At 53.8% G+C, this 23971-nt stretch carries 22 protein-coding genes; 17 read left to right on the forward strand and 5 right to left on the reverse strand.

What is annotated here, in order from left to right; genetic code table 11:
* Position 1: 1 nt before the first annotated feature.
* From C4J90_RS00840 to C4J90_RS00855, 4 genes are all read left to right on the forward strand, one after another.
* Positions 2–484: an SMI1/KNR4 family protein gene (locus tag C4J90_RS00840; RefSeq protein ID WP_124418985.1), complete on the forward strand. Its 483-nt coding sequence runs from the start codon at positions 2–4 to the stop codon at positions 482–484.
* A 738-nt stretch (positions 485–1222) separates the two neighbouring features.
* Complete coding sequence (locus C4J90_RS00845; protein ID WP_124418986.1) at positions 1223–1834, forward strand: hypothetical protein; 612 nt, start codon at positions 1223–1225, stop codon at positions 1832–1834.
* Between the two features lie 382 nt (positions 1835–2216).
* Positions 2217–2621, forward strand: coding sequence for a hypothetical protein (locus C4J90_RS00850; protein ID WP_124418987.1), 405 nt, complete (start codon positions 2217–2219; stop codon positions 2619–2621).
* Positions 2622–2752: 131 nt separating this feature from the next.
* The gene (locus C4J90_RS00855; RefSeq protein ID WP_124418988.1) at positions 2753–3385 is read left to right on the forward strand and encodes a hypothetical protein; all 633 of its coding nucleotides are present in this window, start codon (positions 2753–2755) and stop codon (positions 3383–3385) included.
* 306 nt (positions 3386–3691) lie between these two features.
* Here the strand turns inward: C4J90_RS00855 and C4J90_RS00860 are convergent, their stop codons facing one another.
* Positions 3692–3949 (reverse strand): hypothetical protein, encoded by a 258-nt coding sequence (locus tag C4J90_RS00860; protein WP_124372368.1) that lies wholly within the window; start codon positions 3947–3949, stop codon positions 3692–3694.
* Between the two features lie 344 nt (positions 3950–4293).
* Here C4J90_RS00860 and C4J90_RS00865 point away from each other — a divergent pair, with 344 nt between their 5' ends.
* The 3 genes from C4J90_RS00865 to C4J90_RS00875 all read left to right on the forward strand — a co-directional run bounded on the left by C4J90_RS00865 (position 4294) and on the right by C4J90_RS00875 (position 8436).
* The gene (locus tag C4J90_RS00865; protein WP_177413417.1) at positions 4294–4686 is read left to right on the forward strand and encodes a DUF2846 domain-containing protein; all 393 of its coding nucleotides are present in this window, start codon (positions 4294–4296) and stop codon (positions 4684–4686) included.
* Between the two features lie 74 nt (positions 4687–4760).
* Positions 4761–5453: a hypothetical protein gene (locus C4J90_RS00870; RefSeq protein ID WP_124418989.1), complete on the forward strand. Its 693-nt coding sequence runs from the start codon at positions 4761–4763 to the stop codon at positions 5451–5453.
* Between the two features lie 394 nt (positions 5454–5847).
* Positions 5848–8436, forward strand: coding sequence for an autotransporter outer membrane beta-barrel domain-containing protein (locus C4J90_RS00875; RefSeq protein WP_124418990.1), 2589 nt, complete (start codon positions 5848–5850; stop codon positions 8434–8436).
* A gap of 633 nt (positions 8437–9069) precedes the next feature.
* On the opposite strand, the gene C4J90_RS00880 is transcribed toward C4J90_RS00875, so the two are convergent.
* Together C4J90_RS00880 and C4J90_RS00885 are read right to left on the reverse strand one after the other, a co-directional pair.
* Positions 9070–9657, reverse strand: coding sequence for a hypothetical protein (locus C4J90_RS00880; RefSeq protein ID WP_124369157.1), 588 nt, complete (start codon positions 9655–9657; stop codon positions 9070–9072).
* A gap of 16 nt (positions 9658–9673) precedes the next feature.
* The gene (locus tag C4J90_RS00885) at positions 9674–10285 is read right to left on the reverse strand and encodes a hypothetical protein (RefSeq protein ID WP_124360726.1); all 612 of its coding nucleotides are present in this window, start codon (positions 10283–10285) and stop codon (positions 9674–9676) included.
* Positions 10286–10555: 270 nt separating this feature from the next.
* Between C4J90_RS00885 and C4J90_RS00890 the strand changes: the two genes are divergently transcribed.
* The 7 genes from C4J90_RS00890 to C4J90_RS00920 all read left to right on the forward strand — a co-directional run bounded on the left by C4J90_RS00890 (position 10556) and on the right by C4J90_RS00920 (position 16319).
* On the forward strand, positions 10556–11236 hold the full coding sequence (locus C4J90_RS00890) for a CsgG/HfaB family protein (RefSeq protein WP_124360727.1): 681 nt from the start codon (positions 10556–10558) through the stop codon (positions 11234–11236).
* Between the two features lie 29 nt (positions 11237–11265).
* A complete protein-coding gene (locus C4J90_RS00895) occupies positions 11266–11628 on the forward strand; it encodes a DUF4810 domain-containing protein (RefSeq protein WP_124365366.1) in 363 nt (120 codons plus the stop codon).
* Positions 11625–12275, forward strand: coding sequence for a DUF799 domain-containing protein (locus C4J90_RS00900; protein ID WP_124365367.1), 651 nt, complete (start codon positions 11625–11627; stop codon positions 12273–12275). The genes C4J90_RS00895 and C4J90_RS00900 overlap by 4 nt, the downstream gene beginning before the upstream one ends.
* Before the next feature lie 214 nt (positions 12276–12489).
* A complete protein-coding gene (locus C4J90_RS00905) occupies positions 12490–14112 on the forward strand; it encodes a VWA domain-containing protein (RefSeq protein WP_124418991.1) in 1623 nt (540 codons plus the stop codon).
* Between the two features lie 154 nt (positions 14113–14266).
* Positions 14267–14839: an RNA polymerase sigma factor gene (locus C4J90_RS00910; protein ID WP_124418992.1), complete on the forward strand. Its 573-nt coding sequence runs from the start codon at positions 14267–14269 to the stop codon at positions 14837–14839.
* Positions 14836–15438, forward strand: a complete 603-nt coding sequence (locus C4J90_RS00915) for a hypothetical protein (protein ID WP_124418993.1) — start codon at positions 14836–14838, stop codon at positions 15436–15438. The genes C4J90_RS00910 and C4J90_RS00915 overlap by 4 nt, the downstream gene beginning before the upstream one ends.
* A 269-nt stretch (positions 15439–15707) precedes the next feature.
* Entirely contained in the window at positions 15708–16319 is a 612-nt protein-coding gene (locus tag C4J90_RS00920) for a hypothetical protein (RefSeq protein ID WP_124418994.1), read from the forward strand.
* Positions 16320–17239: 920 nt separating this feature from the next.
* Here C4J90_RS00920 and C4J90_RS00925 read toward each other — a convergent pair.
* Complete coding sequence (locus C4J90_RS00925) at positions 17240–18925, reverse strand: hypothetical protein (RefSeq protein WP_124418995.1); 1686 nt, start codon at positions 18923–18925, stop codon at positions 17240–17242.
* Positions 18922–19821 (reverse strand): hypothetical protein, encoded by a 900-nt coding sequence (locus tag C4J90_RS00930; RefSeq protein ID WP_124418996.1) that lies wholly within the window; start codon positions 19819–19821, stop codon positions 18922–18924. The genes C4J90_RS00925 and C4J90_RS00930 overlap by 4 nt, the downstream gene beginning before the upstream one ends.
* A 909-nt stretch (positions 19822–20730) precedes the next feature.
* Between C4J90_RS00930 and C4J90_RS00935 the strand changes: the two genes are divergently transcribed.
* The 3 genes from C4J90_RS00935 (at position 20731) to C4J90_RS00945 (ending at position 23906) form a co-directional block, all read left to right on the forward strand.
* Positions 20731–21162, forward strand: coding sequence for a hypothetical protein (locus C4J90_RS00935; protein WP_124418997.1), 432 nt, complete (start codon positions 20731–20733; stop codon positions 21160–21162).
* Positions 21163–21379: 217 nt separating this feature from the next.
* The gene (locus tag C4J90_RS00940; protein ID WP_124418998.1) at positions 21380–22336 is read left to right on the forward strand and encodes a DUF4917 family protein; all 957 of its coding nucleotides are present in this window, start codon (positions 21380–21382) and stop codon (positions 22334–22336) included.
* A 736-nt stretch (positions 22337–23072) separates the two neighbouring features.
* Positions 23073–23906: a HEPN domain-containing protein gene (locus tag C4J90_RS00945; RefSeq protein ID WP_124418999.1), complete on the forward strand. Its 834-nt coding sequence runs from the start codon at positions 23073–23075 to the stop codon at positions 23904–23906.
* Positions 23907–23971: the final 65 nt, after the last annotated feature.

Raw genomic sequence — 23971 nt, forward strand, 5'->3', positions numbered from 1 at the left:
AATGATCGCAGGCATAAGTTTTGATTCGTATTATGGGCCAGGTAGCCCCGTTAAAATAGAGGCATTTGAAAGACTGGCCGGCATAGCTCTTCCTGCCCTATATAAAGAAATTTGCGTGGGGTTTAATGGCGCGTTTATCTTAAATAAGCCTGTTTTTAAATTTTATAATCGTCTTCTTGGAGAGGATGTTACGAGCGGTACCGGTATGTTCTTGCCTTTCGGCGAGATCGAGGGATCATTCGAGACGATGGAGATTAAGTATCAGTATCCTCCGGAGGAATTCGTTCAAGGGTTAATTATTTTTTCGGCGCTGGGGAATGGTGACGCGCTCTGTTTTGATTACCGAGAGAATCGCTTGACCGATGATCCAAGCGTGGTGATGTGGCATCATGAATCCACACCCGGCAGTGACCTCGAATTGTCATTCGTTGCGCCCTCTTTCTCAGAGTTTCTAGGAAAGTTATTTGAACGGCTAGCTGAATAATTAAAGGTGTTAGTCGAGTGGAGCAGGCCGCGTTGTTAGCAGCGAGACGGGGCCTTACTTCTGAAAGGCGAAACGGGGATAGCTACGTTAGATTTATTTGTATAGTCGATGGAAAGCGCCAAATCATTCATTTGAATGAAGTGCGTAGAATGTAGCTATGATTATAGTCAAAGATGCGCACTATGATATCTAATTCATATCCCAGAATAAGAGTTTTTATCGCATTCATGTTGTGTCCCTTTTTGTCGGGGTTAGCCGCCGTGCCATTAATGTTGATCTCGATATTGATAACAGTGTTCAAGAACTCATCATTAATCGGGGAGGTAAGAGGAAGTGAAATTTTTTCGCTATTTATTACAATTCCCTTAATGGTTCAATTGATTTTTTTTGTTCCTGCATTAGTCTTTGCTCTAATATTGGTTTTTGTTAGGCCTGTGGGCAGGGTTAAAGTATACTTAATGATTTCAATTGTCGGCGCAGTTGTTTCTTCTGTGTGGATGTTTGTTGTGGTTTTTTTCTTCATAAGTAAAGTTGAAAATTATCATGTAATGAGAAATATGTTTCCCGTATCTTTGAGTTTTTTGTTAGGCGGGAGCTCTACTTGGGCTGCTGCTTATTGGTTTCTTCCTAGGCGAATATCCAGCGATTAAAGTGGGATAGAAAAAATAGAGGGGCAGGGGGCAGCTTTATTTAAATGGCCTGAGTTAAATAAATCTGCCCAGAGCGGAGCTGAATTAGATGAGTAATTTAATTAAAAATATAAGCGACCTGCCTTCGATCGAAAAGGTCAGAAAAACTGCTCAAGGGCTGGCATTACTAGACGCGGTAATTATGCCGCAATGGGAGTACAGGTACTTTTCATTCAATTGTAATTGGGATGGGAAGGGTGAAGAGATGATGGCATCCATGAAGAACGGCGAGGGGGCCGGGTACTTTATACACTTTACTTGCGAAGGAGTTGTAGGTAAGGTTCTAGATGAAAATTTATTGTCGAATCCGCAAGAGCATTTGGATAACATGCCCGAAAAATTTCGAGCTTTTAAAGATGAACCTGCATTTTCCAACAATAATGCAAGTTTCTTTTTCTGGCGGGAGGCTAATCAAGGCTCATGGCAGGCATCACCGGATAAATTGAAGCGGTTTCCTCTTCTGGGTTTCTTGCAAGAAGGTGCTCTTGCCTATAAAGAGTTTGCTGAAAACTGTTATGAAAAAATAATTGATATTAATATTATTGAGAAAGTCCTCGAGTCGCTGACAGTAACGACAGAACAGTTGGTTGTAATTAATTCTGAAGTTGGTTTGGACGATTTAGATGATGATTTTCTAGAGATTTTAGGCGGCACAATTTGATTGAAGATGTCTAGGTTGTTAATTTTATATGTGCGCTCTTTAAAAGCTTACCTATTTTATTGATTTTAAGTGTTCTCAAGTAGGGCGGTTGAAAACCGCCCACTTTTTATTATGAATTCTGCGAATTAAATTTCCTTCCAATTACATCCAACAAATCACAACCATCCCGCAGCGGGGAATAGGGGTCGGCCCCTGAGAAATCCCGTGATGCAAATGGTACATTACATGGTCTTGAGGTCAAAAGCGGAACCGCTAGCAAGACAAGCTACCAAGAATTTACCGATTACTTTGTTAATAAGTTTGGGGCGCAAGGGAAAGGACGAATAGAGGGCAAAGTCATCGAAAGCGCTACAACTGTCTATGTGCCGTGAAGGTGGTAAATATGAAGCTCGAAGCCGAAAATAGTCCTGTAATAATTGGTTTTAATCAGGCGCAGCTTATAAAAGCGCTAAAAAAATTAAAAAGCTACGGTTCTAGCTCGTTCGCATGCATCACTGATGATGACGGTAACTACATGCAAGTGGCTGGAGGCAGATTTACTTGTTTTATTGAACGATATGACGCTAAAAGTAAAAAGTTGTTTAGAGGTTATCATTCAAATTCAAGTATGAACTTTGAAGATGGGACCTTACTATCGTTTGGTGGGGGGCGTGTTCCGTTAAATAAAGATGAGTGGTTTAATATTGATGATGTGATTGAGGTGTTCTCTCTGTTTACCCAGAATCAGACTTTACCAGAAAATATCTACTGGCGCGAGATAAGGGTTTTGGATCAAAACGGCAGTTGAGGGGAATGCGGCTAGACTACAAATTTAGAACAGGTTGTTTTTTATTGTGGTATGAGCCAATTTTATCCGAGCTCCATTGGTCCACTTAGCGTCGGTACGAACATCACAACAGTAGAAAAGGACGTTCGAAAATGAAATATCGAAGCGTATACCGAAAAGGTCTTTCCCTAGTTATCTTGTTTAATTTAATGCTATTAGCAGGATGCACAGGCATTCCCTACGAAAAGCTCGAGGACCAGATATCCATCCAGAAGGATCTTTCCGTAACGCCCGAGGAGATCGTCACGATGAGCCAGGTAACTTGGTGCACCTATCCTTATGGTGACATGATACCGTGCCAACCACAGAACGCACTTGCGGTACAAGCGCGCACAAAACTGATACTTGCCAATTATAGCGGTCAGCACTATAAACCCATCTTAAAAATCATGGTCAATGACGTCATGTGCGCTCATCTCTACGAGTCCAGAGAGACATCACCCAATTTTTATTTATTCACCAAAGAGTATGCGCTGCAGGTTTGGACATTCGATGTTCACAATAAGCCAGATATTAAGAAAAAGAAGCTTATGCTCGACGTCATGGTGCCGGAGGGAAAAAAAGCCTATGTTGGACCAGAGGGTAACTTTGTCGAAGCTACCGGGCGGACCAGCGAGGCAACTTATGTTACGAAGACTCCTGCTATTGTTTATACAACGAATACAGAAATCATGCAAATGATCAATCCATGTGTTAAGGAGCTTAAAACACAAAAGCAGGATTAGGCCCAAGCCACGACTTGCAATAATGCTGTTAAAGCATTATATGCTATTATAACCGTGACCTGATCCCTATTGTGGTTCCTGTTTAATTGTGATGTTTCGATGTAAGGCATAATTGGCGCATTGTGGAGATTAGCCCCGAGTTTGATGATAGATATATAGGTATCGTTAATTCTTGTTTTCGGGTTTTTGACTTTCGGTGATGTAAGTTTGTCAGTGCTGAAAACTAGTAATTAAATAAATCTGTCCCCTTTGTTTCTATTTTTAGCGCACCAAAACGGGCGACACCACGGCCGCCCGATTTTTCACTCAGGACAGCTCAGCATTCAGCCTGCGACTGATGACATCCAGCAAATCACACCCATCGCGTAGCGGGATGGCCAGCAAGTGGGCGAAGTCTGAAAGCACTACGGCATCGCTGCTGAGTTGTTCGCGGAAGGCCAGGTTTTCCAGCAGTTGGGTGACGGCCCGAATACGGTGCACGGCGGCGTCGTGAAGGACGTCGAGGGGTGCCTGGGTGTCGATAATCAGGGCGGGGACGGTGCAGTCGTGGCCGGTTAGGGGCATGTATCGATTCATCATTAAGCTCTCTAGATTATTGAGGGCTCGGTTTTTCGGGTCGCCAAACCCGGTCGCTTTTTGAGCGACGGCCGGACTATAAGCCCCTCGCCCAAAATCGCGCAAGGCATCACAGCAGTGGCACCAGCCCTCATGCCATGCCAACCCTTGCCGACACATTGGCGATGACCCAACACATCAAAAACTGAGACCCCGCCATCATCGGCGCTCTCGCAACTGCTCCACCGTTAACCACAAGGAAGAAGTACATGATCAAGTTGTTCTGCAAAGCCGCTGTCGTTCTGTCTCTGGCCACTCTGTTTGGCTGTTCCTCCACGCCGTCGGTAGAGAAGATGCAGGCTGACGTGGCGAACTACTCGTTGCCCAAGGCTGCCGTGGCCGATAAAGGCCTGGTGTATGTCGTGCGCCCTAGCAACGTCGGGATGATGGTGCGGTTCAACGTGTTCCTGGATGACAAGGAAGCCAACTCGGAGATGGGTTATAACCGTGGTAACCAGTACATCTATTTTTTCGTGACGCCGGGCAAGCATGTGATCAGCTCCAAGGCTGAAAACTGGGCGGACATGCCGATCGACGTCAAGGCGGGTGAGGTGGTTTACCTCAAGCAGGAAGTCGAAATGGGCTTCGCCGTGGCGCGTAACAGCCTTAAAACGCTGAGCGAAGTCGAAGGCCGTTATCTGGTCAAGGATGCGTCCTTGGGCACTATTGCCAAAGAAAGCAAATAAGTTGAAGTCGGTCTGTCGGCAGGGTCAGGTCTTGCCGACAGCTACTTATTCTCTGCAAACATTAAGGGACTGATGTGAAAAACCTCCTCCTAATCCTTTTCACCACCCTCATCCTCGGCGGTTGCGTCAGCCACCCCCTCACCCCCGAAAACCGCGCGCAGATCAAGACGGTAAAAGTCCTGCCCGTGAAGTGGGAAAAGAACATGGTGTACTTCGGTCGCGAACAAGCCTGGGGCGCGGCCCTGGGGGCCGGGGTTGGCGCGGGTGTTGGCATGGCCAGCGGTGCGTCCAAGGTGGGTACTGCGGCGTTGAGCGGCGCCGGTTTGGCTGGTGGCATGAAGCTTGGGCAATTGGCCGAGATGCCGACGTCGATGGCGATCCTGACGTTGATCGAAGCGGAAAAAATCGACGTGGGTGTGTTGCTCAAGCAGGGCTTTGTCGATGCGCTGGGCAAGACCTCGACGCTCAAGGTGGTCGGTGACGATGAACCGGCCGATGCGCAGATCCAGTTGACCGTGTCTGAGTGGGGCTTTCGCCTGACCCAAGGGTTCAGCAGCGTGATTTACCCCACCATTAGCGTGTTGGCGCAGATGAATCGCGGCGATGAAATGATCTGGCGCACCTTTGAAACGGTTACACCATTCAATGGCCAGAACGTTTATGGCTATACGCCGCTGACTTATCGCACCGATCCTGAGGCCTTGCGCCGGGCGTTGACCGGGATTACGCAGATATCTGCGCAGTATCTGGTGAAGGAGCTCAAGTAAGTCTGACGGTGGTGTAACAACGTCTATGCGGCGTTTTTCTGGTTGCTCGCGTTATCGTTGACGATTTTCGCGAGCAAGCTCGCTCCTACAGGGGGGCGGTGTTGGGGCGTGCCGCTTATAGCTTTGAACATTTTGTTTATCCCAGTGTCTTTACCCCGCCCACCCGCAATCGGTAGGGCTGCATGGACTGCAGCGTTTTCAAATGACATTAAGGATTGATGTGAACCTTCCCCTCTTACGGCCCCTTTCTGCCACCGCCTGCGGTGCACCGGCTCGCGCCTGCGATTCTCAAGGACGTCAGAGGCATCATTCGGATCGGTTGATCCTTTCCCACAGCACACCTACTGCCGCCGGGCCTCTTGGCGGTTTTGACCTGTAGTTCATGGAGTTAGAAATGAAGCGCAAGCAGTTCCAGAAAAGTCTGTTGGCAATCATGGTCGGCGCGATCAGCACCCAAGTGCTGGCCGTGGAGTTCGACCTGGGTCAGGGCAAGAATATTTGGGCCAATGAGACGTTCAACGAGCCCGTGACCATCACCGGCCAGTTTTCCCGAGTGGTCGATTCCAACACCACCGACCCCGCCGGCCTGGGATTTGCCAACACCCACATTCAAGGCTCGCTGATCAATCGCGCAGACATCACGCTGGAGTCGCAAGGCCGCACCATTCGCGCGATCGCTATCGACCCGATGTTCTGGACTGGCCCGACCGGTTTGGCCCCGAGCACTGTCACCGGGGATGTGGTTCAGGCAGGCAACGTGCTGATGCGCAACGGCGCGTATGAAGGGCTTGAGATCGGCCCCACTACGATTGGCGGCAGCGTTATCAACTCCGGCACCATCCGCTCCACGCCTCCCGTGGGTACGGTGACAACGCCCGGCTACCTGGGCGGCGGCGAAGGCATTTACCTGCATGGCACCACCATTGGGGGTGACGTTTCCAATACAGGTGTGATCGATATGGCCGGCGAGGGTGCGATTGGCTTGATCCTTGACATCGACGGCGACACGCCGACCACCATCGGCGGCAAAATCCTGAACTCGGGCTCGATTACTGCCACAGGCGAGGGCGCTTGGGGTGTGGAAGTGGAAACCGACACCAGCCCTCTGCGTATTGAAAACAGCGGCCTGATTTCCGCCAATGGCAATGAGGCGAAAGGGCTGTTTCTGTACGGCGGCACCTTTGATTACATCCTCAACACCGGCACCATTGAAGCCAAGGGCGCGTCGGCCAATGCCTTCGACCTGTCCGGCGCCAGCTTTGCGCAGAACAGTGCCGCAGGTGCGCGCGGTATCGTCAACCGCGGCCTCATCGCGGCGGACGGCACTGCGATCCAGGTGGATGCGGCCGAGCAGGTTGCGAGCTTTGAAATCAACCAGCAAGCCGGCGAAATCCGCAGCAACAGCGGCATCGCCGTCGACGCCAATAACCTCGCCAGCCTGAACTGGACCGGCGGCAAAATCACCGGCGACCTGCTCAACCTCAACGCCGTCAACATCGACGGCCAGGCAGGTTTCACCGGCAGCCGTATCATCGCGCCAGTGTCGGTCAACTCGGGTTCGCTGAACCTGTCCGCGCCTGGCACCGCTATCACCGGCGATCTCAATGTGGCCAGCGGTGCGGGCGTTGATATGCACCTGTCCGACAGTGTGGTGCCGACCACGCCGTATCTCACCGTCAACGGCACGGCCAATCTGGCCCAGGCCTCCAAGCTGACCGTCAGCGCCAACCCGGGCGACTTCGCCGCGCCTAAAGCCGGCACGCAATACACCTTGCTGCAAGCCACCAACGTGCAGAACAACGGCGTGGCCGTGACCAGTGCGTCGTCGTTGCTGAACGTGCTCAGCTACTCGGCCGATGCGCAGACGGTCAAGGCCGTAGTGGCGGTGAAAAGCGATCAGCAGGTGCAGCAGGAACTGGCGGGTGCCAGCGCGGGTGCGTCGGCCGCAACCGCCGTTAACGTGTTGAAAAACGATGTGCTCGGCGAGCTCAACCAGAACGACCCGGTATTCCAGAGCCTGGCCAACGCCGGGACGGCACAGCAACTGGCGCAACTCGCCGACCAACTCACGCCGGACGTCAACCGTGGCGCCCTCGATGTGGCGCTGTCGGGGCAAACCGTGGTCAACGGCGCGATCTTCAATCGCCTCACCGACCAGCGTGAAAGCCACCAGGTCGGCGGTGTGTGGGTGCAGGGCCTGAGCAGCAACATGGACCAGGACGGCCGTGGCGGCAACAACGGTTACTCGGCCAACAGCAGCGGCATGGCGGTGGGTGTGGACGGTCGTTTGAACGACACCACCACCCTGGGCGTGGCGTACAGCTACCTCAATTCGAATATTCATTCGGACCTGGGCAACAAGACCGACGTCGAGGGCCACGCGCTGTCGTTGTACGGCAACTGGGCGCTGCAGAACTGGTTCGTGGATGGAAACCTCAGCTACGGTCATAACGAGAACGACAGCAAGCGCCACGTCGCGGGCACCACGGCCAAGGGCAGCTACGACAGCAATGTGTTGGCGGCCAGCGTGATCGGCGGCTACAGCTTCAAGCCGTCCCAGGCGGTGGTGATCGAGCCACGTGTAGCGGCGCGCTATGCCAACGTACGCATGGATGGTTTTACCGAGAAAGGTTCGTCGGCGGCGTTGAGCACGGCTTCGCAGCGTTATGAAGTGGGCGAGTTGGGCGCTGGTGTGCGCCTGGCGGCCAACCTGCCGTTGAGCGCCGGCACGCTGCAACCGGAAGCTACGTTGATGGCCTATCACGACCTGATGGGTGATCGCGTCGCGCAAACCTCCAGCTTCGTGGCGGGTGGTTCGCCGTTTACCGTGACCGGTGCATCGGTGGCGCGTGACAGCTATGAAGCCAGTGTGGGCGTGAATTACCATGTGTCGGACTTCAGCGTCGGCGCCAGCTACACCCGCCAGGCACGCAGCGGTTTCGATGCTGACGGCGTCATGCTCAAGGCACGCTACGCCTTCTAACCACACCGCGAAACAAGTGTGGGAGGGGGCTTGCTCCCGATTGCGGTGGTCCAGCCAATCATGCATTGACTGACTCGCCGCCATCGGGAGCAAGCCCCCTCCCACATTTGGATTTGTGTGAATCCGTCAGAACAACTTGCGCTGTACGGCCTCAACCCGCGTACGTAGAGCCTGCCGCTAATCCCCTGTGGGAGGGGGCTTGCTCCCGATAGCGGTGGTTCAGCCAATGATGTGTTGGCTGACTCGCCGCTATCGGGGGCAAGCCCCCTCCCACATTTGGATTTGTGTGAATCCGTCAGAACAACTTTCGCTGTACGGCCTCAACCCACGTACGTAGAGCCTGCCGCTAATCCCCTGTGGGAGGGGGCTTGCTCCCGATAGCGGTGGTCCAGTCAATGTTGTGTTGACTGACTCACCGCCATCGGGAGCAAGCCCCCTCCCACATTTGGATTTGTGTGAGTCCGTCCAGACAACTTGCGCTTTACTGCCTCAACCCGCGCAAGTAGAGCCTGACGCTATTCCCCTGTGGGAGGGGGCTTGCTCCCGATAGCGGTGGTCCAGCCAATGATGTGTTGACTGACTCACCGCCATCGGGAGCAAGCCCCCTCCCACATTTGGATTTGTGTGAATCCGTCAGAACAACTTGCGCTGTACCGCCTCATCCAGCGTGCTGCGCGTCAACGCCTCTACCACTTCCCGGGTGTCTGCCTGGAACGGGATGCCCACGATCAGCACCAGGTGCATCCAGGTGCGTACCGACTCGCTCTTCTTGACGCGGCCCAACTCCTTTCCGTCTTTGTCCTTGAACACGGTTTCCAGGGTGAAGGTGTTCTTGGCCGTGGACGGGATGATGAAGAACGTCACGCCGGTGATAATCGCCGAGGCCATGCTGAACTGTTCGTTGTTGTACAGGGTGGCGTCGGCGTAGATGTCCGAGTCAACCTTGTCGGTGCTCACCCGTGCAAAGCGGTTGGACTGGCGGAACCCATCCGCCACGGCTTTTTCCCACAGGGCGGCGGGTGCGCCGGCAGCGGCGTTGGCGGGGCCGCCGTTGACCTGGTTCAGCCCGGTGGTGCGCACGTACGCCGTAGGTTTCTGCGCTGGCGCGTTGGCGGTCGGTGGCCAGGTCTGTACCGGTGGCAGTTCGTGTTGCGAGTAGGACACGCAGCCCGTCAGCAAGACGGCCGCGAGTACCAGGCTGTGCTTGATCAATCCTTTCATGTGATGCTCCTTGAGTTTACGGTTTGGCCAGTTTGGCGGTGGCGGTGTCGAGCAGTTGCGCGACGAGTTCGTTCAGTTGTTTGGCGCCCATGGTCGGGGCCCAGTATTCGCGACCGTAAAGGCCCACGTTGCGCTCGAACTTGACCTCTTGTTTGCTGCTGGCCAGTTCCTTGCCGTCGCGGTCGACGATCACCAGGTCGCCGGCCAGATCGAACGTGTCGACGTAGATCGGGCCGTTGACCCAGATCCAGATCGTCAAGGTCAGCAAGGCGCCGGGTACATAACCCGGGTGCACGCCGCGATGGCCCTTGAGCGACGTCATGTTGAACTTGAGCGAAACATCCTGCTCACCCAGGCGCACCGGGTACTCGGTAACCTGCTTGAAGTAACCGGCCGCGCGCACGTACTGGTTAAGCTGCAACGTCAATGAACGGCTGATAGCGGTTTTGTTGGCGTCGTTGATGTCAGCGGCATTCACCGTCACATCAGCGATTTGCGCGCTGCGCGGGCTGCTGACAGAAGCCGGGTGTAACGGGGCGCCGATGGGGCCGGTGACGGTGTAGGACACACAGCCGGTCATCGACAGTGCGGCAACGAGGGCCGCTGCCCGCAAGAGGATTTTCAACACGCAATATCCCTATTAATGAATGAACCAGGTCAGGGTCTCGGCACGTCGGCTCAGAACTTTAGGCCGATCCGGTTTCCCTCCCTCAGCAGCCCCACTCATCACTTAACCCGGCGTTTATTCAAAACACCTTGAGAACCGCTCTCAACCCCGTAAAATGCCGCAGCCGTTGCGGCACGACAGGTTCAGGGATGAATACAGACGCACGTGTTTCCCTCCCCGAAAATGGCCGCAGCCCTGCGCTCTGCCGATTTCTCACTTTAGGAGCAACACGTGAAGACACTGTCCAAAATCCTGCTGTCGGGCCTCACCGCCGTGGCGCTGTTGACCGTGGCCGGTTGCGCCACCGAGAGCAACCGCGCAATGCCGGTGGAGCAAGTCGCCAGCGCCAGCGTGGCCTATTCCGGCGTGCGCGTGCCGATTGCCGTGGGCAAGTTCGACAACCGCTCCAGCTACATGCGCGGTATCTTTTCCGACGGCGTCGACCGCCTCGGTGGCCAGGCCAAGACCATCCTCATCACCCATTTGCAGCAGACCAACCGCTTCAGCGTGCTGGACCGCGACAACATGGGCGAAATTTCCCAGGAAGCCAAAATCAAAGGCACCGTGCAGAAGCTCAAGGGCGCTGATTACGTGGTGACCGGCGATGTGACCGAGTTCGGCCGCAAGGAAACCGGCGACCGCCAGCTGTTCGGTATCCTCGGCCGTGGCAAGACCCAAGTGGCCTACGCCAAAGTCGCGTTGAATATCGTCAACATCAACACCTCCGAAGTGGTGTATTCCACCCAGGGCGCGGGTGAGTACGCGCTGTCCAACCGTGAAGTGATCGGCTTCGGCGGCACCGCCAGCTACGACTCCACCCTCAATGGCAAGGTGCTGGACCTGGCCATGCGCGAAGCGATCAACCGCCTGGTGGACGGCATCAACGCCGGCGCCTGGAACCCACGTAACTGATCAGCAACACCTCAAGGAGCAGTACACGGATGAGCAAGGCAGTGAAGTTGGCGCTGACGCTGGCAGCAATCGCGACGGTAACCGGGTGCCAGACGGCGCCCCAGCCCCTGTATCAATGGGAAAGCTATCAGCCGCAGGTTTACGAATATTTCAAGGGTGAGCCCAAGGAAGCGCAGGTCGAGGCACTGGAGCGCGACCTGCAAAAGATCAACGCCACCGGCCGCAAGGCGCCGCCGGGCTACCACGCGCATTTGGGCATGCTGTACATGAACATGGGCAAGGACGACCAGATGGTGCAGGAGTTTCGTACCGAGAAGGCGCTGTTCCCTGAGTCGGCCGCCTACATGGACTTTTTGCTGAAAAACGCCAAGACCGGAGTCGCCACTAAATGAGCCTGTTAAAACTCACCGGCGCCCTGCTGGCCCTGGCCTTGCTCGGCGGTTGCGCGGCGCCCAAGACGTTTGATTACTCAGCCTACAAACAGGCGCGGCCCAAGTCGATCCTGGTACTGCCGCCGATCAACGAATCGCCGGAAGTGCAGGCGTCCTACAGCCTGGTGTCGCAAGTCACCTATCCGTTGGCCGAAGCCGGCTACTACGTGCTGCCGATCGCCCTGGTGGACGAAACCTTCCGCCAGAACGGCCTGACCACCGCCAACGATATCCAGGCCGTACTGCCGGCCAAGCTGCATGACATCTTTGGTGCAGACGCCGCGCTGTACATCACCGTCAGCGAGTACGGCACCAAGTACATGCTGATCTCCAGCGACACCTCGGTGACCGCCTCGGCCAAACTGGTGGACCTGCGCACCGGCACCACCCTGTGGACCGGCACGGCGCGTGCGTCGAGCGAGGAGGGCAACAATAACAGCGGTGGCCTGGTGGGTATGTTGATTACAGCGGCGGTCAAGCAAGTGATCAACAGCTCCACCGACGCAGCGCACCCGATTGCGGGCATCACCAGCGCACGGTTGCTGTCGGCCGGGCAGCGCACCGGAATCCTGTACGGCCCGCGCAACCCGAAATACGGCACAGACTGAAGTTCTTCAGACACTGAAGATCAAATGTGGGAGGGGGCTTGCCCCCGATAGCTTAGTGTCAGCCACTGCATCTGGTGGCTGACCCACCGCCATCGGGAGCAAGCCCCCTCCCACACTGATTTCTGCTGTTGTCAAAATTGCACGCGTTAACCCGAACCCCACATTCCCCGCGTCTGACCTTGTGAACGGACTATTCACTCACGAGGTTCAGCCCATGTCCCGTCCTCTGCTCTTCCTGCGTCCTGCTGCCCAAGGCTTCACCCTTACCCTGCTGGTGGCGTTGGCCGGGTGCGGGCTATCTTCCTCGCCTGACCTGGCGAAACCGGCTGAGCCCGTCGCAGAGCTTCAGCGTGCGACGGCCCAGGGCGCATTGGTCAAGCGCATGGCCATGCCTGCACCGATGCAAATGCGCGAGACCGCGACCATGGACTACCGCAGCGAACCCCGCGAGCAATACGCCAACCTGCCCGACAACCCGGTGCATCGCGTCGCCGAAACCCCCGTCTCCACTTTCAGCGTGGATGTCGACACCGGTAGCTACGCCAACGTCAGACGCTTCCTCAACCAAGGCAGCCTGCCGCCCGAAGGCGCGGTGCGCCTGGAGGAAATGGTCAATTACTTCCCCTATGACTACGCGCTGCCTACCGATGGCTCACCCTTTGGCGTTACGACCGAAGTCGCCGCCACGCCGTGGAACCCACGGACTAAACTGCTGCGCATCGGCGTCAAAGCGTCCGACCGCGCCGTGGCGGACCTGCCGCCGGCCAACCTGGTGTTTCTGGTGGATGTGTCCGGCTCGATGGACCGTCGCGAAGGCCTGCCGCTGGTCAAAAGCACCCTGAAATTGCTGGTGGATCAATTGCGTGATCAGGACCGCGTGTCATTGGTGGTCTACGCTGGCGAATCCCGCGTGGTGCTCAAGCCGACTTCCGGGCGTGACAAAACCAAAATCCGCAACGCCATCGACCAACTCACCGCCGGTGGATCCACCGCTGGCGCGTCCGGTATCGAACTGGCCTACCAGATGGCCCGCGAAGGCTTTATCGACAAGGGCATCAACCGCATCCTGCTGGCTACCGACGGTGACTTCAACGTGGGCATCAGCGACTTCGACAGCCTCAAGCAAATGGCCGTCGACCAGCGCAAAAGCGGTGTTTCGCTGACCACCCTCGGTTTCGGTGTGGGCAACTACAACGAACGCCTGATGGAGCAACTGGCCGATGCCGGTGACGGCAACTATGCCTACATCGACAACCTGCGCGAAGCCCGCAAGGTGTTGGTGGACCAGCTCAGCTCAACGCTGGCGGTGGTGGCGCGGGACGTAAAATTGCAGGTGGAATTCAACCCGGCACACGTCAGCGAGTACCGCCTGCTTGGCTACGAAAACCGCGCCTTGAAGCGTGAGGATTTCAACAACGACAAAGTCGATGCCGGCGAAATCGGCGCAGGGCACACGCTGACCGCGCTGTACGAAATCGTACCCAAGGGCGAGAAGGGCTGGTTGGAACCTTTGCGCTATGCCAGAGCGCCTGCGGCTGAAAACACCTCGGCAGAACTGGCGACGGTGCGCGTACGCTACAAACCTGCGGCGGGCGGTGATAGCCAATTGATCGAACGGACCGTCGATAAAATATCCGCCAGGCCCAGCGACGACCTGCGCTTCAGCGCCGCCGTAGCCGCGTTCGCCCAGCAGCTCAAGGGCGATGGCCGCTACACTGGCAACATGAGTTTGCAGGACACCGCCAAACTGGCGCGCTCAGCCCGCGGCGACGACCCGTTCGGCCTGCGCAACGAGTTCGTACAGCTAGTGGAACTGGCCCAAAGCCTGAAACGCTGATCTCAAATCCTACACTGTCCAAATGTGGGAGGGGGCTTGCCCCCGATAGCGGTACATCAGCACCAAATGTGCTATCTGACCCACCGCATCGGGAGCAAGCCCCCTCCCACAATTAATCCTGCTTCGGCTGACAAAAAGGAGTTCACCCCAGCACATGGCCGTCCCAGACGATCCACCCAGCGACGAATCGCTGCTGGCCCGCTACCGCACCGGCGACGCCGCTGCTTTCGAAGCCTTGTACGCCCGGCACCGCCAAAGCCTGTACCGCTTCCTCCTGTCCCTGTGCAACAAACCCGAACTGGCCGAGGAAATCTACCAGGACACCTGGCTCAGCCTGATCCGCAGCACCACCCAGCCACAGGGCCGGGCGAGTTTTCGTACGTGGCTGTTCCAGATCGCGCGCAACCGCCTGATCGACCACTGGCGCAAGCACGGCATCCACAACCCGTTGCACGACAGCTACGACGAGCAGCTGCACGCCCAGGCCGACCACAGCGCCGGCCCCGAGCAACACCTGAGCCTGAGCCGCGACCAGGCGCGCCTCGACGCCGCCGTGCAAGACCTGCCCGAAGACCAGCGCGAAGTCTTCCTGCTGCGCCTGCACGGCGAACTTGAAGTCCCGCAAATCGCCACGCTCATCGGCGCCCCGCTGGAAACCGTAAAAAGCCGCCTGCGCTACGCCCTGCAGAAATTGCGGCGCTTGCTGGCCGACGAGGTAACTGTATGACTGACACTCGACCCACCCCAGACGACGAACTGCTCCAGCACTACCGTCAACACAGCACCGGCGAACCCCCCGCGTCCCTCGACGCCTTCATCCTCAACACCGCCCGCCGCGAAGCCCCGGCGCCACAATCGAACCTGTGGCAGCGCTGGCTGCACGCCTGCCAACGCCCACGCTGGCAAATGGCATTTGCCACCGTCGCAGGTTTAGCGCTGATGATCGGCGTGCTCACGCACTCCCCCGTGCCGCAGCCCGAGATCTCCACCGCGACATTCTCCGCCCTGCGCCACGAAGAAGCCGCCCAGCCAACGCCGCAAGCCTTCTCCGCCCCCGCGCCAATGGCCCGAATGGCAGCGGCACCCAGGCTTGAAAGTGCGCCGGCTCAGGCTGAAACTGCGGATGCACTGGCGGCCCCGCCAGCGGTAAAGCTCAGCAAGGCCGCGCCGGTTGCATTGCCGTTTTTGGAGCAGGAGCTGCAGGCCATCGTGAAGTTGCGTGAGGCGGGAGAGAGCAAGGCGGCTGATGAGAAGCTGCTGGCTCTGCATAAGCGCTTTCCGGAGGAGGATTTGCCGGGGAGGTTGGAGGCGTTGCGGAAGCGTTGAATTGGCATATACGGAAAAGCCCCAGGTCTTTCGGCCTGGGGCTTTTTCATTCGTATCTGGTGCCCCGGCGTCGTTTGAACTGGGCTGTCATATGCCTGTGTTTACTGGGTTTTCCGGTTGTTTATTCGGTTAGGCATACACGTAGGCATACATAGTGCTTCTTACTGCCCCTCCTCTCCTGTACCTACCCATGGTAAAACGCCACCAGATGATGGGGTGCAAACGTTCGTTCTTCGCCGCCAGCGAAGCCAAGACATGAGTGATTGACGATGTATTCCAACCAAGCAATAAGCCAAGCTTTGCAAATCAGATTCGCCGCATTCAAAGGTCGCAAGAAAGATGATTACGAGAGCGAGAATATCGCTCATGGGGCTGCTCATCTTGCGTTGGACGTTGGGATCATCACGAACGACGCCTTGCTAATCGCTCAGGCACAAGAGGTCATCACGGCGATTAGTGATTTTTGGCAACATCTAGAAGACCTGGACCAGAAGGCGCTGACCGACAGCTACGCCGATTCGGATGCTCTCCAAGAGAAGCGTAGGCAGGCGAATAGAATGGTCAAAGATCTGGTGGGGAAAGAGTTTCATGATTCGCGGTGGGGGGAGCTCATTGAGATCTATCAAAAAACCTTTCCGAGCTTTCTGGTAGGAGCGTCGGTATACGCGAGGATTGAACCTAAAAAGGCAGCTAGCGAGCTTCGTAAAGAGCTAATGGGCCTGTTGACCAAGAAACGGTTGGAGCGAGCTCCCACCCTTGGCGAGGTTCAAGCTTTGCTGCCTTCTGCCAAAGCTCTTTTGGAAGATCGTACCATCCGTTATTTAGAGGGGGCCTTACCCGGGTTTGATTTTCGAAATCACTCAATCTTGAACTCCAAATAGGCGCTGGGGACCCTGGTAGTTTTGCCTCAACACGGGGCATGAAACCCGCGGGATCGAGTTAGTGGGAGGTGCCGGAAGTTACTGAAATTTCAATCGTTGAAATTGAAAGGATCTTGAAGAAAAAGGGCCATCGTTACAGCTTTGGTAAAGGTGGCTGTATCTGTTGCTGATAGTGAACACCTGCATGGCGTCAACCATGGTGATGGGTGTCAACCACGTCAACCTGTCAACCAACTTAAAAAATCCATCCGCTAACACGAACGCGCGGGTTCTTTACCCCGTGTCTATCCGAAATGCCCAGGGTCCCCAGCGGCTTTCCGATTCATTGGGCAAATGCACTGGTGAACAGCAGTTCACCCGGTTCACCTGTTCACTAAGCTGGGCACCTTTCCGCTGACACGATCACGCGTGTTTCCTACACCGTGCCAAACCAACATGCGAAGGGCCGCCCGTGATTTAACCAAGGCCAAGAGCATGATCGATCTTCCTTCGCTGAAGGAGCAATACTAATGGGGCTAGGGGGATACCTTAATAAAACCGTGTTACGGGTGTTACGCGCGTTACATATTATTTTAATTGTTTGATTTTAAAGAGTTTATATGGCGTTACACAGCCGTGTTTTGTTTCCCGATAGACGTGTTACATGGCAAATGGGTGTTACCTCAATAACAGCTCTGCGAGGAGCGGTTTATGATAATTAAGGCGATTGTCATCAGACTAGATCCCTTCGCGTAGAAGGGCCGCTACCGGCCAGAAGTGGACGGTCTCTAAAACTAGGGACGGTTCACACTGGAATAGGTGGGCAACCTCATTGGAATAGACATGTACCCATCCTATAAATTGTCTAGCTCTAGGCTCGTCTGGTAGTGCCCGAGCCCTCTTCATCGATGACGAGGGTCAGGTTGATCAGGTGAGTGCGGTCAAAGCGCCGGATGTAATTTGGCAAGCTTTGCAACGTACCAGGTAGGCAAAGGATGGCGGTGCAATCTAGCTGAGATCGCAATCAGCACTTCCCAGGTGGTGTTGTGCCAAGCGAAATCCTCTGGGGAGGCGGCCTGGCTCGGCACCTTCACAGAAGCCTCAACCTCATCATCTGGCGTCGGCCGAAAGCCAGTCAGGGCACGTGATATGCCAATGGCATTCACATATGCATCGGAACCCGTCAGCATCTGCAGTGCCTTTTTGGGGAACCACCTTTCCTTGGTTACCCCTTCAAGATTTGGAACAATCTCCCCAGTCAATTGATCGAGGGCCTCCTGGTCGCCCAGCAAAGCAGCCATGGTTCCCAGGAGCGGCACCAAAGTCGTGGTTTTGAAGAATCGACCTCTTTGGGTTTCTTTCCCGGAGAACAGGGCCATGGCATCTTCAAGATCATCGGTATCCACCGGCATGATCCTGTTCCGATGCAGAGCGGCATCAAAGCGATCAATGCACTCACGCACCATGAGTTGGGTGCTGGCTGTATCACCCACGGCCATGATCGCGGTCATGGCTATCGAAAGGTCAATGGCTTGTCCGTCATAGACGGGTAGCAAGCATCCGTTGTGCGCGTTGATGAAGGACACCAGGCAGCCGTGCATGGCTCGGAGAGTTGCGGTATCGACCTTCAGGGACTGAAGCAACAGCAGTGTGGTGCCCAACCGGCCAAGCTCATCGCAAATCAAGTCGATGTAGAGCACCTGATCGGGGCGGTAGCGGAGCATGCGTCTGCGGTTCAGGAGCGACGGCATCACGCGCTCGTAGTACCGTAACAAGGCGTTCGCATGGAGCCGAGCAAGCGTTTCGAAACGTTTGAGGAACTGAGTGTCGGTCTGCAGGCCAAGCGTTATCGATTCGCTCCAGAGGCGTAGCAAAAGGTACTCACCTGCGAGCACGCCTGGTTTCTGATTCCCCTCACTTTCGCCCCAGACGAGAAGCACAGCCCACCCCATGCCCGCCGCCGCTGCTCGTTTGTGGAAGCGGTTCGCGCGCGTATTTTCTGATACGTCTTTGTCATCCTCAAGTGCGGCCATGCAGTCATCAACAAACCGAACGAACCTGGAGAATGAAGCCTGCGTATCCTCAAGCCCGGTCAAGGCTGCCCTCAGGTCGGATTTGCCTTTCCCGAGCAGCAAGGCATCGTCAAAGAGGTACTCCTCGATGTAGGGACTCAACTGATCCATGCCCCAGAAATCCAGCGAGCATAGAGGAGAGAATTCGACCACCTCCTTCGAGATTGCCGAGTAATCTGACTGTGCGTCTTGCTTGAGGATGCCGTTTGAAACCAGGACGATTCGCTTTTTTAGGCCCCGCAGAGGCTCTTGCAGCCTATTCCGGACGTACTCGGTGTACGCTTGGCGGATGGAGGGCGAAATCGCCTGCTGAGTGCCATAGAAGTCGTTCCGGTTCACATTGCCAAATTTGATGATGAACAGGAAAACTTCCGTTTGCCCCTGAGCATCCTCCTTGGTGGACATAACGTCGACACCACCCTGATTCACGCCAATCTGGGCACGGCTGTGCACCGAATGACCCATCGCTTGGAGAAGCTCTGGAAGGAGTGCATCCAGCTCATCGCGCTCGCGAAGCCCCGAAAGGTAGTGTGATAGAACCAGTTGGATGCTCATTGGTCAGCTTCCTTCCATAGGCTCATGATCTTCTGGTCATATAGCAACGGGTCGGCAATCCAGGTCTGAGGCAATTCAATACTCATTTCCTGCGTGAACATGGGGATCATCGCCTCGACGGTCTCGTGATCGTTCTGATATTCCACTGATACTTGGTTGGAATACTTGAAATGCTGCGCGGTCATGAACATTTCGAACAGGGATCCGCCGTGAGCCTTCTCCGCCACCGCCCGATTCTCATTCCGGCGAAGGTAGCTGAAGCTCCGCCGCATTTCCGATGACATCTGTAGCTCAGTGAGGTGGGGCAGGGCGTCCAAGGCGCAGCTTTCGGCGGACAGCCTTTCGCCCAGGTGCTTGGCGGGAGTTGACTGAGCAAGCGGTGAGGGATCTGCTTCAAGGAGACGTTTGCAGGTGGCTGGGTACTCTGTCGCCAAAAAATCGATGACCACACAGGTCGTTGCAGAAATCAGAGGGCTTGGGGGTAGGTCTTCGTTCATGCTCAACACCCAGCCAAGTGATACTGGTACAGAAACGTTCAGGGCACACAATCTGCGGGCCACAGCGCTGGTGGATGCCTCTGTGGCTCCGGACAGCGTGAACCTCACCAACGTGGGATGTTGGAGGTACTGGACGCTGACCTCGTGCACCAACGCTTTGCTCAGCTTGTGGTGGCCTTTGTCACCGATCCATTCGCAGGCAGCCAGGACAAACAAGTGAGTAGACGCAACCCGATGGAGGCAGTCCTTTGCTTCATCTACCAGGGTATCGGCCTCAACTCCGGAGGTTTCCGCCTCGCGCCAGAGGGCATAGAACTCGCCCAGCAAGGCCTCACCATCTTGCTCAAGGTTGGCTCTGTAAAGGCGTAGGTAAAAATCGTTGAACCGGATCATGTCCATGTGAATTGGCTCCGAGGGCGTCGGTAGGTACGCATTAGGATGATACTACGCCGCCCCGTGGCTGCCCCAACGCTGATTCGCCAGTAAAGCATTGACCAGTAGAGAATCGTGGAGCAACCAATGACTACAATCGGCCGTTTGAATCGCCCCAGATTTCTTAAATAGTGAACGTCCGCTTTTGGCCGGTTGCTGTCTGTCACGAAGGGCAGCTACCGATCCAAAGCGGCCGATCAGTGCCCGCGAAGATCAACCAACATTGGTCAATCGCTCTTGATAAGCGCCACGAGGATTGTGGGAAGCTCCCTTTGGGGTTAGCCTTCGCAAGCGTAAACACAGTAACTCTAGGCCAATTACAAGGACGGTACATTCAAGCCATGCATCTACCCCTTCCCTCGACTAAGCAAAGTAAGTTGCAATCAATTCGCACTGTGATCTCACACGCGGCGCGTTTAAAGGCGCCATGTGTGCCTACTGATAATTAATCGTCATGTCATATATATCTAAATACCATGGAACATCCACCATAATTGCGACTGACATACAATTGGGAAAAATTGACCATACGCTCGGAGGAGGTGAGTTGGGGCAAGGTTTCTATCTCGGTGATTTGCTTTGGGTTGCAAAGGCTTGGGCTCATAATCGCCACGGCAAAAACTCAGCCGTTGTCAAAATTGAAATACCAGATCCGGAATTTAACACTTTATCCATAGAACTACTCTCGCGCACAGATGCACTAGCTCTCCGGAAGGAGATCAAGGTGATGAATGCCACTAGAACTTATACCCATGGCTATGACGTGCTATGGTCGCCCATAGTTGGAACGACAAGGGTTGAAGCAGATCAGTATAAATATGAATCTAAATTTGGTGTAGATATTTTGAATGGAGTTTCGTGTGCTCGGAGCCTAGTATGAAGGTTCACTACCTGTGCCATCCGCCCGGTGATTCAGCAAATTTCGTGTATGCTGCCGAACTCCCTACTGATTATTACGCGCCAGGAATGTTCTGTGTCGAGGCTTCCAGTTTAAGCGGGACTGTTTCGGATTCATTTCAATTTCCTGCTCAATTAAAAAAGAACACTGTTATCCTTAAACTCGTCAGAGTTAGTGCTCGCACTTACTCTGTGGAGGTCAAGGAATTGGGCGTGAAGTTCTTTTTTAAGCTCATAAGCTTCGACAGGACGTCGCGTTATGTCGGGCAAGCTCCAAACCGATTTTCTGATTATCCATTGCTTCGGGTGCAACCGGCTAACTTCCTTCGATTAGAGCAAGCTTGCTTAGATTATGACTTTTACTTTGTCGGACTAGGTTATGAACCTCCACAATCGCAGCTCGAAGGCTAGCGTTAATTAGATCCGGCCCCTTAAAAGGGGCCGGTTATGTGCCAAATACACGTTGAGGCTTTGGCTCGCACGAAAACCTTAGTCTTATTGCTAGATGCCTGTGGATAATTTAAGCTAATTACCTATTCCAGACTAAATACACGACTTTTTTTAGCCTGTTTAAGTTGACTTGTATGGATGTGATGTTTTTAAGGACTTTAACTCGAGGGTATCCGGAATGATTGGGAAATGGTCAGATATAGAAACGCTCGGGTGGAAGACCTTGCTTTTGGGTAACGGTTTTAGCATCGGTATTAGCGGTAAATTCAGATATGAATCCTTGCTGAGTCAGGTCGATGCTCTAGGCATTGCGATGTATCCCCACGCCAGATCGTTATTCAGTGAAACGAAGATTGGAACATCAAATTTCGAAGAGGTGCTTAAGGTTATTTATCACGCTTACTTAGTAAATTTCTATAACCTAGAAGCGATAAAGCAACTTTATTTCAATGTTCAAAAATCCCTAATCGAAGCGGTTCAGTCGTCTCATGTATCCTATTCGGAAGTACCAGTCACAAGAATTGCAAAGATCTTGGGGGCTTATGAAGAGGTATACACAACAAATTATGATCTCATTCCATACTGGTCTATGGTAGATGTTTCGTTCTCCGGATTTTGTGACTTCTTTTGGCATGTGGGTTGCGAGTTTAATCTGGCAAACGCTGAGGTGTGGGGTGGAAAGACCCCGATATATTATCTACATGGCGCGGTTCATTTGAAGTCAAGCCCTGAAGGTACCGTCTACAAAGTAACTATGGGGGGCAGCAATACTTTGTCCGACGTGATAGGCTCACCTGGGATGGGTAATACTCCGCTTTTTATATCAGAAGGCAACTCAGATATCAAGCTGAGAAAAATCAGAAGCAACTACTACCTTAATTTTTGCTATGAGAGTTTTCTTAAATGTAAAAACAATATAGTGATTTTTGGTCATGGTCTTGATAGAGAATACGACGAGCATATATTAAAAGCGCTTAAAGCTTCCCCCCTGAAAAAGATCGCAATTAGCGTTTATTCTGGACTGAGAGTTGAGGACAAGCTCTCCTTCGCTAGTTACGTCGTAGCGTATTTTGCTGGAACGGATAAAGATCTTTATTTTTTTGAATCGAAAACTCACCCGCTGTCACTACTGTAGGTAGTGTCTGTATTTAATTAGTCGTAATCTGGATATCATCAACTTGTGGCTGGCAATTCCACGGATTGCAGCTTAGAAAATCATCTCGCGAGGGCCTTAATTTATTTTTGTTTGATGAATGCCAGAAAGATGAAGCAGTCCAGGCAGACGTAACGAGTTCACTAGGATAAGCCGAGAAATTCGCTAAATGTTTTAAACACGCCTGACAACCTGACCTGAGACTTACGTGAGCCAAATGAGCGTCGCCGACTTAGAACATACCTGCAAGCGCAAGCTGATAAGTCGCGAACGCATCCTAGCTTAAATAGAGCGGTTCGTTTCCCGAAAGGGATCTACTTTGACTGACGGAGCCGTTCTGCCTTAACGCGATGCTCCCGATTTCAGCCGCGTGGCGAAGGGCAGCTTTGGGCCGAATGCGGTCATAGGGAAACCAATTCAACGCTAGGGATTCGAACCCCTTCAGACATCCCTACAGCCCGCTCAAGGCCAGAAAATCCGGTATATTCGTCCTTTGCTAATAGCGTCCTGCGGTCTATGGCGGTGTTCAATCTGCCCAAATTTTACCCTAAACCACTTCACCACCGCCGCTGCTATGCTTGGTTTTTTTCTCGACAGGAGTCGACAATATGCCAGATGATTACTCACTGATAGACACACCCGGCTTTGCCCGTCGAGTTCCATCCATGAACATCTGAAAAATTACAAGACTGACTTCCTCTGAAACTAAGGAGTACTGATGCAAGTAATAGGAAGTGGAAGTACCACCTATATGCTTCTAAACGGAATAGTCGTACCTGACGAAGTGCAGCTCGATGATAACATTTGTCTGCAACCTGCAGACGCCTCTCACTTGAATTTTCATACAGCAATTGCTACTTGCAGAAGACCAGATGATATCGCCGTTGTAGCAGCATACATACCGCGGATTTCAGCGCAACTGAAAGTGACCGCTAACACACAGGATGAGTTGGCTATCCGCGCCTGGAACTCCGCATGGGACGTCCTCATACTTAGCGCAGTATTTCACACAGAGATTGGCTTTAACCTCCAATCAGACACTACAGCATCCGAAATCCATGAAGCCAGTCACTTACACGCAACTAGCTATCACATGCGAGGACTAACTTCCGACAATCCACATAAGCTCTCACCTGAAGAGCTGGTATGGATCAGAGCCCATTTCGCAAGTGCAAGGGAACTTCTTAGTGATGATCGTTTTCAAACTGCTATACATTGCCTCGCTTCATATCGGTGGCACTCGATGCCTAGGATAAAGCTCGCAGTACTGTGGGCAGGTATAGAGGGGATTTTTGGCGCAAGCTCTGAGATCCGATTCCGGATTAGTTTATATATCGCCCGTTTTTTGCATCATGAAGATCCCATCAAGCGCAAGGACACATTTGAAACTATCAAAAAGCTCTACAACATTCGCTCTGCCGCTGTACATGGATCCAAAATGAAAGGAAATATAAGAGGTGCTGTCGACGAGTCAGCAGAAATTCTTCGCCAAATTTTATTGCAGTGCGTTATTTACAAATCTCTACCTAATGAAAACGATCTGGTTCCGTAGGCGAATCAATTAGTCCGGGGCAATTCAAAGGCTCCATAAAGTAACTCGCCATGACAGATTCGCGA

The sequence above is a fragment of the Pseudomonas sp. R2-60-08W genome (assembly GCF_003852335.1).
Lineage (GTDB): Bacteria > Pseudomonadota > Gammaproteobacteria > Pseudomonadales > Pseudomonadaceae > Aquipseudomonas.